This window comes from Micromonospora sp. NPDC004540 (assembly GCF_040610095.1).
Classification (GTDB): domain Bacteria; phylum Actinomycetota; class Actinomycetes; order Mycobacteriales; family Micromonosporaceae; genus Micromonospora.
In genome coordinates, this window is record NZ_JBEXLR010000015.1 from 13779 (window position 1) to 28341 (window position 14563).

11 protein-coding genes are annotated in these 14563 nt (G+C 75.7%); 4 read left to right on the plus strand and 7 right to left on the minus strand.

The features are described from left to right. Positions 1-40: 40 nt before the first annotated feature. On the plus strand, positions 41-1312 hold the full coding sequence (locus ABZV78_RS07825) for a sulfite oxidase (RefSeq protein ID WP_355636371.1): 1272 nt from the start codon (positions 41-43) through the stop codon (positions 1310-1312). Between the two features lie 11 nt (positions 1313-1323). On the opposite strand, the gene ABZV78_RS07830 is transcribed toward ABZV78_RS07825, so the two are convergent. The 4 genes from ABZV78_RS07830 to ABZV78_RS07845 form a co-directional block, all read right to left on the minus strand. Then, a complete protein-coding gene (locus ABZV78_RS07830; protein ID WP_355636373.1) occupies positions 1324-1863 on the minus strand; it encodes an RNA 2'-phosphotransferase in 540 nt (179 codons plus the stop codon). A gap of 41 nt (positions 1864-1904) precedes the next feature. Then, on the minus strand, positions 1905-2972 hold the full coding sequence (locus ABZV78_RS07835; protein ID WP_355636374.1) for a hypothetical protein: 1068 nt from the start codon (positions 2970-2972) through the stop codon (positions 1905-1907). 102 nt (positions 2973-3074) lie between these two features. Beyond that, positions 3075-4124, minus strand: coding sequence for an aldo/keto reductase (locus ABZV78_RS07840; protein WP_355636376.1), 1050 nt, complete (start codon positions 4122-4124; stop codon positions 3075-3077). A 78-nt stretch (positions 4125-4202) separates the two neighbouring features. Then, complete coding sequence (locus tag ABZV78_RS07845) at positions 4203-6146, minus strand: ABC transporter ATP-binding protein (protein ID WP_355636378.1); 1944 nt, start codon at positions 6144-6146, stop codon at positions 4203-4205. 249 nt (positions 6147-6395) lie between these two features. On the opposite strand from ABZV78_RS07845, the gene pgi reads away from it, so the two are divergent. Continuing rightward, a complete protein-coding gene (pgi, locus tag ABZV78_RS07850; RefSeq protein ID WP_355636491.1) occupies positions 6396-8030 on the plus strand; it encodes a glucose-6-phosphate isomerase in 1635 nt (544 codons plus the stop codon). A 46-nt stretch (positions 8031-8076) separates the two neighbouring features. On the opposite strand, the gene ABZV78_RS07855 is transcribed toward pgi, so the two are convergent. Genes ABZV78_RS07855 through ABZV78_RS07865 form a run of 3 tightly spaced genes read right to left on the minus strand, consistent with a single transcriptional unit; the run spans position 8077 to position 10413 of the window. Beyond that, on the minus strand, positions 8077-8487 hold the full coding sequence (locus tag ABZV78_RS07855; protein ID WP_355636380.1) for a type II toxin-antitoxin system Phd/YefM family antitoxin: 411 nt from the start codon (positions 8485-8487) through the stop codon (positions 8077-8079). 51 nt (positions 8488-8538) lie between these two features. Beyond that, positions 8539-9081 carry a GNAT family protein gene (locus ABZV78_RS07860; RefSeq protein ID WP_355636382.1) on the minus strand — a complete coding sequence of 181 codons (543 nt, stop codon included), beginning with the start codon at positions 9079-9081 and terminating at the stop codon, positions 8539-8541. 54 nt (positions 9082-9135) lie between these two features. Continuing rightward, positions 9136-10413 carry a carboxypeptidase-like regulatory domain-containing protein gene (locus tag ABZV78_RS07865; protein WP_355636384.1) on the minus strand — a complete coding sequence of 426 codons (1278 nt, stop codon included), beginning with the start codon at positions 10411-10413 and terminating at the stop codon, positions 9136-9138. A 246-nt stretch (positions 10414-10659) separates the two neighbouring features. On the opposite strand from ABZV78_RS07865, the gene ABZV78_RS07870 reads away from it, so the two are divergent. Further along, positions 10660-11994, plus strand: a complete 1335-nt coding sequence (locus tag ABZV78_RS07870; RefSeq protein WP_355636386.1) for an SWIM zinc finger family protein — start codon at positions 10660-10662, stop codon at positions 11992-11994. Continuing rightward, a complete protein-coding gene (locus ABZV78_RS07875; protein WP_355636388.1) occupies positions 11991-14537 on the plus strand; it encodes a hypothetical protein in 2547 nt (848 codons plus the stop codon). Before ABZV78_RS07870 ends, ABZV78_RS07875 begins: the two co-directional genes overlap by 4 nt. Positions 14538-14563: the final 26 nt, after the last annotated feature.

Below are 14563 nucleotides of genomic sequence, written 5' to 3' on the forward strand. Positions count from 1 at the left end.
AATAGGAAAGGCAGCGTCGCCGAGCCTCCGGAGGTCACCCGTGTCCCACGCCGAAGCCGACCACGACACCCGCCGGAGCCGACAGTGGCTCGCCGGGGAGGCCCGCGGCGCGGGCGTCGACCGCGACCGGTTGCTGGAGCTGGGGTCGGCCATGGCCGCCCTGACCGCCGCGGCGGCCGAGCGCGAGCCGGTCGCGGTGGCGTCGGCGCCGGTCGGCGTCGACCCGGGCACGCCGATCGCCAAGCCGCTGCCGCCGGAGCTGCTGCGCCCGCTGGACACCAACGCCGAGATGCACTGGGCGGCGCTGGCCGGGCAGGGGTACGTGGTGCCGAACGACCGGTTCTTCGTCCGCAACCACACCGTGACGCCCAGGCTGGACGCCGACACCTGGCGGCTGCGCCTGTTCGGCACCGGGCTGCGGGACGCCCCCACCCGGGACGCCCCGGTCGAGTTCAGCCTCGACGACCTGCGCCGGCTGCCCGCCGAGGAGAGCAGCGCCCTGCTGGAGTGCGCCGGCAACGGCCGGCGGTACTTCGCCGAGCAGCAGGGCGAGCCGGCGCCGGGGGTGGCCTGGGGGCTGGGCGGTGTCGGCGTGGCCCGCTGGCGGGGCGTCCGGCTGGGCACCGTGCTGCGCCTCGCCGGGCTGCGGGACGACGCGGTCGACGTGATGCCCGAGGGGCTGGACCCGGACTACGTGACCGGCGGGATCAACCTGGGCCGCGTGCGCCGCCCGCTGCCGGTCGGCAAGGCCCTCGACGACGTGCTGCTGGCGTACGAGATGAACGGCGAGCCGCTCCCCGCCGACCACGGCTTCCCGGTCCGCGTGGTGGTGCCCGGCTGGATCGGCATCTCCTCGATCAAGTGGGTGGGCCCGGTCGAGGTCTCCACCACCCCCCTGTTCTCCCCGTGGAACACCCGGTTCTACCGGATGTTCGGCCCGGGGCACCCGGCCGAGGGCACGGTGCTGGGCGCGCAGTCGGTGAAGAGCGCGTTCGAGCTGCCCTGGGACGCCCGGATCCCGGCCGGCGCCGAGGTGCTGCTGCACGGCCGGTCCTGGTCGGGCAACGGCCCGATCGAGCGGGTCGAGGTCGACACCGGCGACGGCTGGCGCCCGGCCGACCTGGTCGCCGCCGACCGCGGCGGGGCCTGGCAGCGCTGGACGGCGCGCTGGCGCCCCCCGACGCCCGGCCGCTTCATGCTCCGCGCCCGCGCCACCGACAGCACCGGCGCCACCCAACCCGACCGCGCCGCCGCCAACACCCTCGCCTACCTGTTCGACGGCGTCGTCCACCACCCGGTCACCGCGCACTGACCCGGTGCGGGTCAGCGGGTGAGGTAGGCGGGTGGGACCGTGTCGGTGAGCCAGACGCCGTTGGCGCTGCGGTAGAAGACGAACCCGTTGCCGGCCATGGCGGCGGCGTCGACGGTGAGGATCACCACGGCGCCGCCGCGGCGGGTGCCCACCCGGTGGGCGGTCTCCACGTCCGGGGAGAGGTGCACGTGGTGCCGGCGGCCCCGGCGCAGCCCCTCGACCCGGATCGCGGGGAGCACCGCCTCGCTGGTGCCGTGGAAGAGCCGGTCGGGCGGGGTGGCCGGGGTCAGGCCGAGGTCGACGGGGACGGAGTGGCCCTGGCTGGCCCGGATCCGGTCGACCCCGTCGGGGCCGCGTTCCACGGCGAAGCGCTGCTTGTCGTTGCCGGCCACCACGGCGTCCAGGTCGGCGCGGCTGATCCCCAGCGCGGCGAGCAGGTCCTCGACCGGCACCCAGCCGGCCCGGTCGAGCGCCAGCCGGAACCGCTCGGGGCGGTGACGCAGCGCCAGGGACATCCGCTTGCTCACCCGGACCAGGTCACGATGATCCACCCGGACAGTGTGGCCCACCGGCCGGCGACCGTCGACGGATATCAGCGGGTGGCGCCCGAGCCGGGGCTCACCATCAGCCCGACGGCGTCCACCACCTCGAAGTCGCTGCCGCGCAGGCCGCCGAGGGCGTGGAGGGCGTCGTTGTCCCAGCGTGGGTCGGGCGCGCCGGAGACGAACCAGGCCGAGCCGTGGTCGGCGACGATCAGCCCGTGCCGCTGCATCGCCTCGGCGACGATCCGGGCCTGCCGGGGCAGCCGGGACAGGTCCACCGAGCGCTTGAGCCGCAGCCGCTGGCCGAGCTGCGGCAGCGCCGGGTCGGTGGCCGACGAGGCGGAGTGGGTGGCCGGCCAGGTCCAGCCGGTGCGGGTGCGCGGCACGGTCACCCGGAGGGCGTGGTCGATCCGGCCGGCGGCCACCTCGTCGTAGCGGACCAGCCCCGCCAGGATGGACAGCCCGGCCGCGTCGGCCGAGGTCCACCCCGCCCGGCGCAGCCGGTTCGACCGCAGGTCGAAGACCGCTCCCGAGCCGGCCCGCCAGCCGGCGCCGGCCCGGTGCGCGTCGAACAGCTCGTACGCCCGGCAGGCCGCCCGGTCCCAGACGATCACGTGCCGGTCGCCGGTGCCGTCCGGTCCCCCCTCGACCGCCGCGTCCGGCGGCACCGGGTACGGCCCCGGGTCGCTTTCCTCGGCGTACCCGAAGGTCACCGGGACCCGCCGCTGCCCGGCGGGTACGACGGTGACCGGGATGCCGATCGGCGCGCCCTCCCACCGGCCGGAGCCGAAGTCGGCGTGCACCGTCGCGCCGCCGCCGATCGCACCGATCATCGCCGCGGAGCGCGGGTGCACGGGCAGCCGGGAGACGTCGGCGTGCCACACGTTGTCCGCCGGGAAGACCGCACACGGCCGGGCGCTCGGGCTCGGCCGGCCGCCGAGCCCGGCCCGGGCGGCCGGGACGGGCGACGGGCCGGCCGGTGGAGCGGCCGTGGCGGTGACCCCACCGCTGGGCGTCGGCGCGGCGGCCGGCGGGGTGTCCGGCCCGGAGCAGCCGGCGGCGGCGAGGGCGAGCACGGTCGCGACGGCGGTGGCGCGACGGGCGGACGGGCGGGCCATTCCGGGCATCCTGCCGGAGGTCGACGGCCGGCGGCAACCAGTCGCCCGGCCCCACCGGCCGCCGCCGGCGCCGCCCGACGACCCCGGCGGCGCCGACGGAGGTCAGGCGGCGGCGCGCTCGGCCGGCGGCCGACGGCGGCGGGCCGGGTCGGTGAGCACCGGCGAGGACCAGGCGCCGTCCGGCTGGTAGAGGTTCACGCCCGGCGGGACGATCTCGTCGATCCGGTCCAGCACGGCGTCGTCGAGCGCCAGCGCGGCCCCCTTGAGCAGCCCTTCCAACTGGTCCATGGTGCGCGGCCCGATGATCGCCGAGGTGACCGCCGGGTGCGCCACGGTGAACGCGACGGCCAACTCGGGCAGCGTGCAGCCGATCTCGTCGGCGAGCGCGACCAGCTCCTCGACGGCGGCGTACTTGGCGGCGTTGCCGGGCAGCGCCGGGTCGAACCGGGCCGGGGTGAGCGCCGGCCGGCCGGCGGTGAGGTCGACGGCGCGGCCCTGCCGGTAGCGTCCGGAGAGGAAACCGGAGGCCAGCGGGCTCCACACCAGCACGCCCATGCCGTAGCGCTGGCAGACCGGCAGGACCGAGCTCTCGATGCCGCGGGCCAGGATCGAGTACGGCGGCTGCTCGGTGCGGAACCGGCCGAGCGCCCGCCGCTCCGCGACGTGGTGCGCCTCGACGATCTCCTCGGCCGGGAAGGTGGAGCAGCCGAATGCCCGGATCTTGCCGGCCCGGACCAGGTCGGTGAGCGCCCCGAGGGTCTCCTCGACGTCGGTGGTGTGGTCGGGCCGGTGCACCTGGTAGAGGTCGATCCAGTCGGTGCCCAGGCGACGCAGGCTCTCCTCCACCTCGCGGACGATCCAGCGTCGCGAGTTGCCGCCCCGGTTGGGCCCCTCCCCCATCGGGAAGTGCACCTTGGTGGCCAGGACCACGTCGTCCCGCCGGCCCCGCAGCGCCTTGCCGACGATCACCTCCGACTCACCCGCCGAGTACATGTCGGCGGTGTCCACGAAGTTGATCCCCCGGTCGAGGGCGGTGTGGATGATCCGGGCGCAGTCGTCGTGGTCGGGGTTGCCGACCGAGCCGAACATCATGGTGCCGAGACAGTGGACGCTGACCTGGATGCCGGTGCCGCCGAGGACGCGGTAACGCATACGGGCTCCCTGGGGTGACGCCGCGCTGACCGGGCGGCGGCCGGTCCGGTCACCGTAGGAGTTTGAGCGCGCTGGAGGTCAAGCGTCGGCCCCGGCCTCTCCGCTCCGCGCCAGGTAGCCGGCCGCCTGCAGCTCGAACAGCTCCCGGTAGAGGCCGTCCTGGGCCATCAGCTCGTCGTGGCCGCCCTGCTGGATGAGCCGGCCGTGGTCCAGCACGAGGATCCGGTCGGCGTGCCGGACGTTGGCCAGCCGGTGGGTGATCAGCACCACGGCCCGGTCGGGGTGCCGCCGCAGGTGCTGGAAGAGGGCGTGCTCGGCCCGCGCGTCGAGTGCCGCCGAGGGCTCGTCGCAGATCAGCAGCCGGGCGTCCCGGTAGAGGCCGCGGGCGGCCACCAGCCGCTGCCACTGCCCGCCGGAGAGGTCCTGGCCGTCCTTGAACTGGCGGTCCAGCAGCGTGTCGTACCCGAACGGCAGCTCGGTGATCATGTCATGCGCGGCGGCGTCCCGGGCGGCGTCCTCGACGCTCGGCCCCAGCCCGTCGCCGGCCCGGTCGTGCCGGCCGATCCGGATGTTCTGCCGGGCGGTGAACGGGAACCGCCACCAGTCCTGGCTCATCACCGCCACCTGGGCGGCGGTCTGCCGTGGATCCAGCTCCGCGGTGTCCACCCCGTCCCAGCGGATCACCCCGGCGGTGGGCCGGTAGAGGCCGGCGATGAGCTTGGCCAGGGTGGTCTTGCCGGAGCCGTTCTCCCCCACCAGCGCGATCACCTGGCCACGCCGGATGGTCAGGCTGACCTCGTCGACGGCGGCGGTCTCCGTGTCCGGGTAGCGGAGGCTGACCCGGTCGAGGTCGATCCGGTCGAAGCCGTCCACCGGCCGCGTGCCGCCGGCCGGCACCCGGTGCCGGGCCCGGTCCAGGAAGTCCCGGTAGTCCTGGTAGTAGAGCGCGTCCTCGTAGAGCGAGTTGGTGGCGAACACCGCCATGCGCAGGCTCGACCGGGCGGACTGGAGGGCGAGCAGCGCGGTGGCCGCGGCGGCCAGCGCCACCACGCCGCCGAGCAGCAGGCCACCGAGGACGGCGTAGACGCCGAACGCGGCGATCCCGGTCACCGACAGGCCGACCGCCCGGGTGACGCTCTGCGAGCGGGCCAGCCGCAGCTGGGCCCGGGTCTCCACGGTCATCATCCGGTGGTACTCGGCGAGCAGGAAGCCGCGCATCTGATAGGAGCGGATCTCGGCGGCGGTGTGCCGGTCGGCCATCAACCGGGCCAGCAGGTACATCCGGCGGCGCCGGGTGATCCAGGCCAGCAGCGCGAGGTACTGCCGGCGGGCCATCTTCACCGCGGTGGCCGCCTCGGGCACGGCAGCGAGCAGCAGGCAGGGCAGCAGCACCGGCTGGATCACCGTCACCGCGGCGGCGGTGGCCAGCACGCCCACGAGTCCGGTGACCAGGTTGACGGTGTGGTCCACGATCGACGCCGCCTCGGCCATGCCGCGGTCCCGGGCCCGGTCCATCTCCTCGGCGAAGCCGGCGTCGTCGAAGGCAGCCAGTTCGACCGCCGTGGTGGTCTCGAAGAGCCGCAGCTCCACCTGGTAGTTGATCTGCGGGATGAGCCGGGCCTGCGCCCAGCCGGCGGCGACGGTCAACGCGCCCCGCACGGTCACCGCGGCGGCCGCGAGCAGCAGGGCGGGCAGCGCCGCGCGGATCCGGTCGGGCGTGGGGCCGGCGGCGAAGAGCTGTCGGAGCACCCCGGTGGTGGCGAGCAGGCCGAGCGTGGTGAGCACCCCGGCGGCGATGTTGAGCCCGATCGAGGCGATGGTGTCCCGGCGGCTGGTCGCCCAGGCCAGGCCGACGGCCTCGCGGACCAGCGCGGGCAGCCGGCGGGCCACCGCCCGGAAGCTGGTGTGCGCGAACTCGGTGGCCCGGTTCATCCAGTGGCCGTCCGCCAGCTCCGGCAGGGGCGACTCCTCCGCCGTCTCGTCCTCGTCGGACGGGGGTCGGGGGCCGATCACCGTCGCCATGGGGCCTCCTCCGGTACGGTCAGCTTTCGGAGCTTACGATCCGCGACGAGCGCGTGTCTCCCCGTGTTCGGCGTGTCGAACAGGTGTCCCAAGAGCGCGTCGCCGGGGCGGCGCGCGGCGGGTCCACAGGGTGGGCGATGTCGGGTCGCGTCGCGCGTACCCGTCGCGGGTGGCAGGCTGGTGGGGTCGCCGGCAGCGGGGCGACGCCGGCCCGCCGGCAGACCCGTCGTGAAGGAGAAGATCGACCCGATGGCTGTGGACGTCACCACCACGGACGAGTGGCAGGCCCTACGCAAGCACGCCGAGGCGATGCGCGGCACGCACCTGCGGGAGCTGTTCGACGCGGACGGGCAGCGGGGTGACCGGCTCACCGGCGACGTCGCCGACCTGCACGTGGACTACAGCAAGAACCTGGTCACCGACGAGACGCTGAGCCTGCTGACCGCGCTCGCCGAGCGGGTCCGGCTGACCGACCGGATCGCCGCCATGTTCGCCGGGGAGCACATCAACTCCACCGAGGACCGGGCCGTGCTGCACACCGCGCTGCGGCTGCCCCGCGACGCGTCGCTCACCGTGGACGGCCAGGACGTGGTCGCCGACGTGCACGCCGTGCTGGACCGGATGTCCGCCTTCGCGGAGCGGGTCCGCTCCGGCTCCTGGCGGGGCCACACCGGCGAGCGGATCAGCACCGTGGTGAACATCGGCATCGGCGGCTCGGATCTCGGGCCGGTGATGGCGTACGAGGCGCTGAAGGCGTACCGGGACCCGGGCATCTCCTGCCGGTTCGTGTCCAACATCGACCCGACCGACATCCACGACAAGACCACCGACCTGGACCCGGCCAGCACGCTGTTCGTCGTGGTCTCGAAGACGTTCTCCACCCAGGAGACGCTGGCCAACGCCGACCAGGCCCGGCGCTGGTTGCTGGCCGGGCTGGACGCCGACGACAGCGCCGTGGCCCGGCACTTCGTCGCGGTCAGCACCAATGAGCAGCGGGTCCGCGACTTCGGCATCGACCCGGAGAACATGTTCGGCTTCTGGGACTGGGTGGGCGGGCGCTACTCGCTGCCCTCGGCGGTCGGGCTGTCGGTGCTGCTGGCGATCGGGCCGGACCGGTTCCGGGAGCTGCTTTCCGGCTACCACGCGGTGGACGAGCACTTCCGGACCACGCCGGTGGCCCGGAACGTGCCGGCGCTGCTCGGCCTGCTCAACGTCTGGTACACCGACTTCCTGGGCGCCGAGACCCACGCCGTGCTGCCGTACGCGCAGTACCTGCACCGGTTCCCGGCGTACCTGCAGCAGCTCACCATGGAGAGCAACGGCAAGTCGGTGACGCGGGACGGCCGGGCGGTCACGTACCCGACCGGGGAGATCTTCTGGGGCGAGCCGGGCACCAACGGCCAGCACGCCTTCTATCAGCTCATCCACCAGGGCACCCGGCTGATCCCGGCCGACTTCATCGCGTTCAGCCAGCCCAACCACGACCTGGGCGACATGCACGACCTGTTCATGTCGAACTTCTTCGCGCAGACCGCCGCGCTGGCCTTCGGGCGCACCCGGGAGCAGGTCGAGGCGGAGGGCACGGCGCCCGAGGTGGTGCCGCACCGGGTGATGCCGGGCAACCACCCGACCACGTCGATCATCGCGCCGAAGCTGACCCCGGCGACGCTGGGCCAGCTCGTCGCCCTCTACGAGCACATCGTGTTCACCGAGGCCGCCGTCTGGGACATCAACGCCTTCGACCAGTGGGGCGTGGAGCTGGGCAAGGTGATGGCCAACCAGCTCGCGCCGAAGCTCACCGGGGCCGGGCCGGACCTGGGCGACGTGGATTCCTCCACCGCCGCGCTGATCCGCCGCTACCGCCGGCAGCGCGGCCGGGACTGACGTACGCCCGCGGCCTCCGGCCCGAGCCGGTCCGGAGGCCGCGCGGTCAGCCGCGCAGCAGGTCGGCGTGGGCGGCGCGGAGCCGGGCGAGCGCCGGGTCGCCGGCCGGGGCGCGGCGGTCCAGCTCGGCCCAGGCCTCGGCGAGCGCGTCGGTGAGCGCGCGCAGCTCGGCGGCGTGCCGCTGGCTGCTCTGCCGGTGCAGCTCCTCCAGGCGGCGGGACCAGCCGGCGCTGATCGCGGCGATCCGCTCGGCGTCGGCCCGGGCCTGCGCCGCGGTGCGTGCCGCCGGGGCGGGCACGATCGCGGCGACCGGGCGCGGATCACCGTCGCGGGTGACGACGGTGACGGTGTCGGTCAGCTCGGCGAGGGAGACGAGCTGGGTGAGCCGGGTGCGGACCTCGCGCAGCGGCAGGGCGCGCGGCTGGGGGGACCGGTCGGCCAGTGCGGGGGCAGCCATGGACACATGTTGACGTCCGGGTACGACAGTTCCCGCCGCGCGGCGGACCGGTCAGGCGGTCCACTCCGGCGCCAGCACCGACCAGACCTCCATGTCGGCCCGGCCCTCCTGCGCCGGGGCGGCTCCGCGCAGCACCCCGTCGCGGCTCATGCCGAGCCGCCGGGCGACCGCGATGCTGCGGTCGTTGCCGGCCTTGGTCACCCACTCGACGCGGTGGATGCCCCGCTCCCGGACCGCCCAGTCGATGATCACCCGGGCGGCGCGGGTGACCAGGCCCTGCCCCTCGGCGCCGCGCTCCAGCCAGCAGCCGGCCTCGCAGACGCCCGTGGTGGTGCTGAGCGACACGAAGAGGACGCCGCCGACCAGCGTGCCGCGCTGCCAGATGCCCCAGATCCCGCCGTCGTCGCGGGCCCACCGGTCGGCGTAGTTCTGCAGGACCCGGCGGGCGGACTCGGCGTCGGTGGCCACGAAGGACGCGCCCACCCAGGGGGCGATGTGCTCCCGGCACCGGTCGAGGTTGGCAAGGAAATCGTCGGCGTGCCACGGCATCAGCTGCCGCAGCTCGGCGTCGTCGGTCAGCGGAAGTGCGAACATCCCCGCAACCTAGTGCGATCACCGGCGGCGCCGCAGCGGGTTTCCGGCCGGCGGTCAGCGGGCGGTCAGCCGGACGTCCCGGGTGGTGATGGCGCCACCGGGCCGCGGCTGGAACACCGTCGCCCGGGCCTGGGTCTCCGCGTTGTAGAGCCACACCACGCCGTACCGGTCGCCACCGTCGAGCCGGACGGTGGTGGGTCGGGCGGGCAGGCCGGACAGCCGCCAGCGGCCGTCGGCGTCGGAGCACTCCTGCTGCAGGTACGGGATGTGGTCGCCGTCCCGGCCGGCGAACGCGAGCGGGCAGACCCACTGCACCGGCTGCCGGGTGCGCGAGTCGACGACCCGACCGGTGATCGTGGCGCCGAGCGTCATGCTGCCGTCCACCCCGGTGACCCGGCCGCCCCGCGGGATGGTCACCACCGTCGCCGAGGCGAGGTCGTCGCCGCCGTGGTACGCCACGGCGTACCGGCCCTGCGGGTCGTAGAAGATCACGCGGAACTGGCCGGGCACGACGTACTCGGCCAGGTAGGTGCCGGTGGCGTCGGTGCAGCCGCCGCTGTACCCGCCGCCGCCGGCCGGATCGACGTTGTGCAGCTCGATGCACACGCCCTCGATCGGCTGCCCGGTGGCGGCGTCGGTGACCCGGCCGCTGAGCGTGGCCGGCAGGTAGAAGGTGTCGTCCACCCGTACCGTCGCACCGGGGGCGACCTCGATGACGGCCGCGCCGGCCCAGTCGGTCGCGCCGTACGCCCAGGCCGGCCAGCAGCAGTCGAAGGAGACCTTGTACGCGGTCGGATAGAGCCCGCCGATCGTCCAGCCGCCGTCCTCGGCGGTGGTGGTGTAGACCCCGAACGCCTCCTCGCGGTCAGCCAGCCAGACCGCCACGTTCAGGCCGGCGGCCGGGGCGCCGTCGGAGCGGGTGAGCGTGCCGGTCAGCGTGCCGGCCCGGGGCACCTTGATGTCGAGGACGGCGGGCGCGACCACGGGCACTGCCTCACTGACCGTCGGGAAGCCGGGCAACCACATATGCGTCGGGTAAGTGTCACCGCCCGGGCTGACCTCGATCCGGTAGCCCACCCCGGATTCCAGGCCGTCGAGGGTGAAGGCGCCGGTCTGCAGGTCGACGCACGTCCCGGCGACGATGCCGCCGCCGTTGGCCTCCCACGCGTAGACGCAGGCGCCGTTCGTGAGCGCCACACCGGTCTGCGCGTCGAGGACGTGGCCGGTGATGGACGCCGCCGCGGCGGACGCCGGGGTGGCCGGGAGCACGGCCAGGGCGGTGAGCAGGACGGTGAGTGTGACGGCGCAGAGCCGGCGGACGATCGGGCGCATCCCTCTTCCCCTTCCGCACCGCGGTCGCGGGTGGTGGCAGCCGAACGCTAGGGCGGATCCGCCGGCCGGGCGGCGAGGCGGAGAGGAATTGTTGTCTGTCGACAATCGCCTGTGGTGGGACGTGACGTTTGCGCCGGTCGGGACGCTGCGATCGACGGCCGGCCCCGGTCCGGCGCGGCGGCGGTGACCGGTGGAACCCGGCGGCCGGGAAGCGGGATGTCGGTCGGTCTCCCTACCGTGTGCGCCGTGAACGCCGTCCAGACATACCGATACCTGCAACCGTCCGCGCTGCGCGCCGCCGGTCTCGACCTGCAGACCTGCGGCGGCCCGGCGGCCAACCCGCGGTTCTTCTCCGGCTTCCTCACCACCCCCGCCGCCGCGGCCGCCGGGCTGCTGGCCGTCGCCGAGGTGGCCCGCACCCGCTACCACCAGCCGGTCAGCCCGGCGAGCCTGGATCCGGTGGTGACCGGGAGCCGCGACCGGCTGCGCTTCGAGTCGTTCTCCGGCTGCTGCGGCGTCTACGCCCGGATGGACGTGCTGCCGGCCGGCTTCGACGGCGATGTCGTCGGCCACGGCACCACCAACGTCGACGTCAACCCGCCGCTGCGGGAGGCGCTGGCCCGGGTGGGCGGGATCGAGCCGCTGCACGCCGCCGTCGGCCCCGACGACCTGACCGTCTCGACCATGGACGGTGCCGTGGTGGAGAAGAAGGTGCCCCTCCCGGGGCGCTGGCTGCGCGGCTTCGCGGAGGTGCAGGTGCTCACCGCGGGGTTCGAGCCGCGCGCTGAGATCCCGGCCGCGGAGGCCACCGCTTTCCTGCGCCGGCTCCCCGGCGGCACCGACCGCTCGGTGCTCTGGGCGGTGCCCGCCGGGCGGACGCTCCGGCTCACCTCGCGGCCCGTCCCGGGCGCCGTCTGCCTGGCCGGCGCGGGCCGGCTCGCGGCGCTGCGCGGCCTGCTCCGGCACGCGCGGGTCCTGCGGGTGTACGGGCCGGCGGTGCGGCCCGGATCCCCCGCCGTGCCGAGCACCTGGGAACTCGACACCGGAGCGCTGCGACTGTCGCTGACCCTGTCGCCCGAGCCCTACCGCGGGTTCTCCGGCGAGGGGGCGGCCCTGGTCGCGCTCGCCGGTGACGAGGTGGTCGACGACGCCGAGCTGGTCGGCGCGCTGCTCTCCTGGGACCCGACGGTCGACGTCGCCGCGCTCGCCGAGGCGTCGGGGCTGCCCGACGACCGGGTCCGCGCCGCCCTGGCCCAGCTCGGCACGGCCGGGCGGGTGGGCTACGACGTGGCCGATGCCGGGTACTTCCACCGCGTCATGCCGTACGACGCGGGTCGGGCCGAGCGGGACAACCCCCGCCTGGTCGGGGCCCGGGTGCTGGCCGAGCGGGGCGCGGTCCTCCGCGAGGGCGAGCACGCCACGGTCCGCAGCGGCGAGGAGGTCTACCGGGTGCGCCGGCTCCCCGACGGCACGGACGCCTGCACCTGCCGCTGGTGGGCGCGGCACCGCGGGCAGCGCGGGCCCTGCAAGCACGCCCTGGCCGTGTCGATGGTCGCGGCGCCGGCGGAGGTGGGGGCGTGACCGACTTCTTCGAGTCCCTGATCCGGGGCGACGTGCCGGCCGTCCGGTCGGTGCTGGACGGGCTCGACGAGCCGGCCCGCCGGGCGCTCGGCGAGGAGCTGGTCGCGCACGTCCGGCGGCGGCGGGACAACTGGTGGTGGGGGAAGGAGGCGACCGCGCTGGCGGTGGCCGCCGTGGGCACGTTGAGCACCGCGACCAAGACCGCGGCGCTGCTCGGCCGGCGATCGGTGATGCTGCGGGACGCCGACCCGGAGCCGGTGGTCGCCGCGGCGCGGCAGCGGGGCGTGACCTGGCTGGCCGACCTCGCGTCGCGGCTGGCCGAGCGGATGCGCCGCGACGAGCCGTGGGAGGGCTGGCACTTCACGGCAGCGCTGCTGCGGGCGGAGAACGTGCCCCCGCCGACCGGGGACGCGTTCGTCGCCGGCTGGGCGCACGCGATGTGGTGGCAGCCCCTGCGCGACCGGCAGCAGGCGGCTCCCCTGCTCGACCGGCTGCGCACCGACCCGTTCCTGGACGCGCTGCTGCCCCGCCTGTTCGAGGTGGACGGAATCGGCGCCGACCTGTCGCTCGGCGGTGACGGGCAGGCGGTGCCCCGGGCGCTGACCGCCCTCGCGGTGGAGGGCCGACTCGACCGGGCCGCGCTCCTGGACGGGGTCCTCGGCCGGCTGCTGCGCGGGGACCGGCCGGCCGCGCTGCGTCCGTTCCTCGCCCTGCACGACCTGCTGGCACCGACGCCGGACGAGGTCACCACGCGGACGACCGCGTACCTGCGGCTGCTCGCCGACGCGCCGGGCCCGGTCGCCACGACGGCGCAGCGGACGCTGCGCGGCGTCGGTGACGCCGTGGAGGTGGAGGCCCTGGCGGAGGCCGCCCGGGCGGTGCTGACACGGCCCGAGAAGGGCCTGGTGCGGGCGCAGCTGTCCTGGCTGGACGCGCTCGCCCGGCAGCGGCCGGACCGCGAGGCGGAGATCGCGGCGGTCCTCGCGGCGGGCGCCGACCACCAGGCGGCGGACCTCCGGGACCGGGCGCTGGCGCTGGCGGAACGCCACGGGCACCGGCCCGTCCGGTCCGTCGCCGTGCGGGTGGCGGGCGACGAGCTGCCGCCCCCGATGCCGGCAGCCGCCGCCCCGCCTCCGATCACCGAGGTGGACGAGCTGGTCGAGGAGGTGTCGGCGCTGGTCGGCCGGGGTTGGCCGGCGTCGGCGCTCGAGCGGGTGCTGGACGGCCTGGTCCGGCTGGCCAGCACCGACCGGGAGCGGCTCCAGGCGGCCCTGTCGCCGGTGTTGCGCCGCCAGCAGGTCGGCGCCTACGACCACCCGTGGGCGGTGTTCAACGTGTGGGTCCAGTTGCACGGCGTGCTGCTGGCCGCCGCCGAGCCCGCCGAGGCGGCCACCCGCCGGGACCAGTGGGCCGCGATCCTCAGCGAGTCGCTGACGCGCAAGCTGCGCCCGTTCTGGCGCCGACGGACCGTCGAGCCGGCCCGCCGGTCCGCCCCCGCGCTGGTCTACTGCTCCCGGCTCGCCGAGATCGGGCAGCGCCTGGACGGGCGGGACGATCCGGGGCTGCTCGCCGCACCTACCTCGGCCACCGGCGCCATCGATCCGACCGCGCTCTACGAGCGGCTGGCCGCCCTCGGCGACCGTCCGGTGTGGCGGTGGGATCTGGCGCAGGCGCTGCTGCGGCTGCCCGCCGGCGTGGACGAGGCGCTCGCGGCAAAGGCGGCGGCGCTCGGCACGACCGCCGGCAACGAGCTCGCCGGCTGGCTGCGCGGGGACGCCCTGCCGACGCCGGTCCAGCGGGTGGTGACGGTCGGCAGGAGGGACCGGATCGGCAGCTACGACTACGGCTACGACCGCCTGCCGGTCCGGCGCACGGTGGTGGCGACCACCCCGCCCGAGGGCGTGGCGGACCCGCTCGGTCTGCTCACCGTGCCGGCGCAGCCGGTCGGCCGCGGGCACCACGGCGGCGACGAACTGTGGCCGGCGCTGCTGCCGGGGCACCGTGGCCTGGTCGCCGCGCACCTGCTGCCCGAGGTCGCCCGAGCCGCGCAGCAGGACGTCCGGGAGGCCGCCACGGTCCTGCCGGTGCTGGCCGAGTGCGCCGGCCCGGGCGGCCCCGCGCTCGACCTGGCGCTGGCCTACGGGCTGTGCGCCCGCCACGAGGTCGACCGGGTGGCCACGCTCGACGCCCTGCTGATGCTGGCCGCCGCCGGGGACCTGGACGCGCCGGCCGTGGGCGCGCACCTGGGCGCGCTGGCGGCGGACGGCCAGGTGACGCTGACCCGGGCGGCGATCCCGCTGCGGGACGCGGTCGCGGCAGGCGGCCGGCTGAGCACCTGGCGCCTGCTCGCCGGGGCCCTCCCGGCGCTGCTGGCCGCGCCGACGCCGCCCCGGGGCACCCCCGACCTGCTCACCCTCGCCGCCGAGACCGCCGGAGCGACCGGGGTGCGGATCGAGGTGCCGGGCCTGGCCGACGTGGTGGCCCGAGGCGGTGGCAGCCGACTCGTGACCGAGGCCCGACGGCTCGCCTCGGCCCTGTCCTGACCCGCGGCGACGCGGCCGACCCCCGG

Coding starts and splice junctions, on each gene's coding strand:
- ABZV78_RS07835 (WP_355636374.1), bottom strand. CDS start 2,972: ATGGCCCGCCCGTCCGCCCGTCGCGCCACCGCCGTCGCGACCGTGCTC.
- ABZV78_RS07840 (WP_355636376.1), bottom strand. CDS start 4,124: ATGCGTTACCGCGTCCTCGGCGGCACCGGCATCCAGGTCAGCGTCCAC.
- ABZV78_RS07845 (WP_355636378.1), bottom strand. CDS start 6,146: ATGGCGACGGTGATCGGCCCCCGACCCCCGTCCGACGAGGACGAGACG.
- pgi (WP_355636491.1), top strand. CDS start 6,396: ATGGCTGTGGACGTCACCACCACGGACGAGTGGCAGGCCCTACGCAAG.
- ABZV78_RS07855 (WP_355636380.1), bottom strand. CDS start 8,487: ATGGCTGCCCCCGCACTGGCCGACCGGTCCCCCCAGCCGCGCGCCCTG.
- ABZV78_RS07860 (WP_355636382.1), bottom strand. CDS start 9,081: ATGTTCGCACTTCCGCTGACCGACGACGCCGAGCTGCGGCAGCTGATG.
- ABZV78_RS07865 (WP_355636384.1), bottom strand. CDS start 10,413: ATGCGCCCGATCGTCCGCCGGCTCTGCGCCGTCACACTCACCGTCCTG.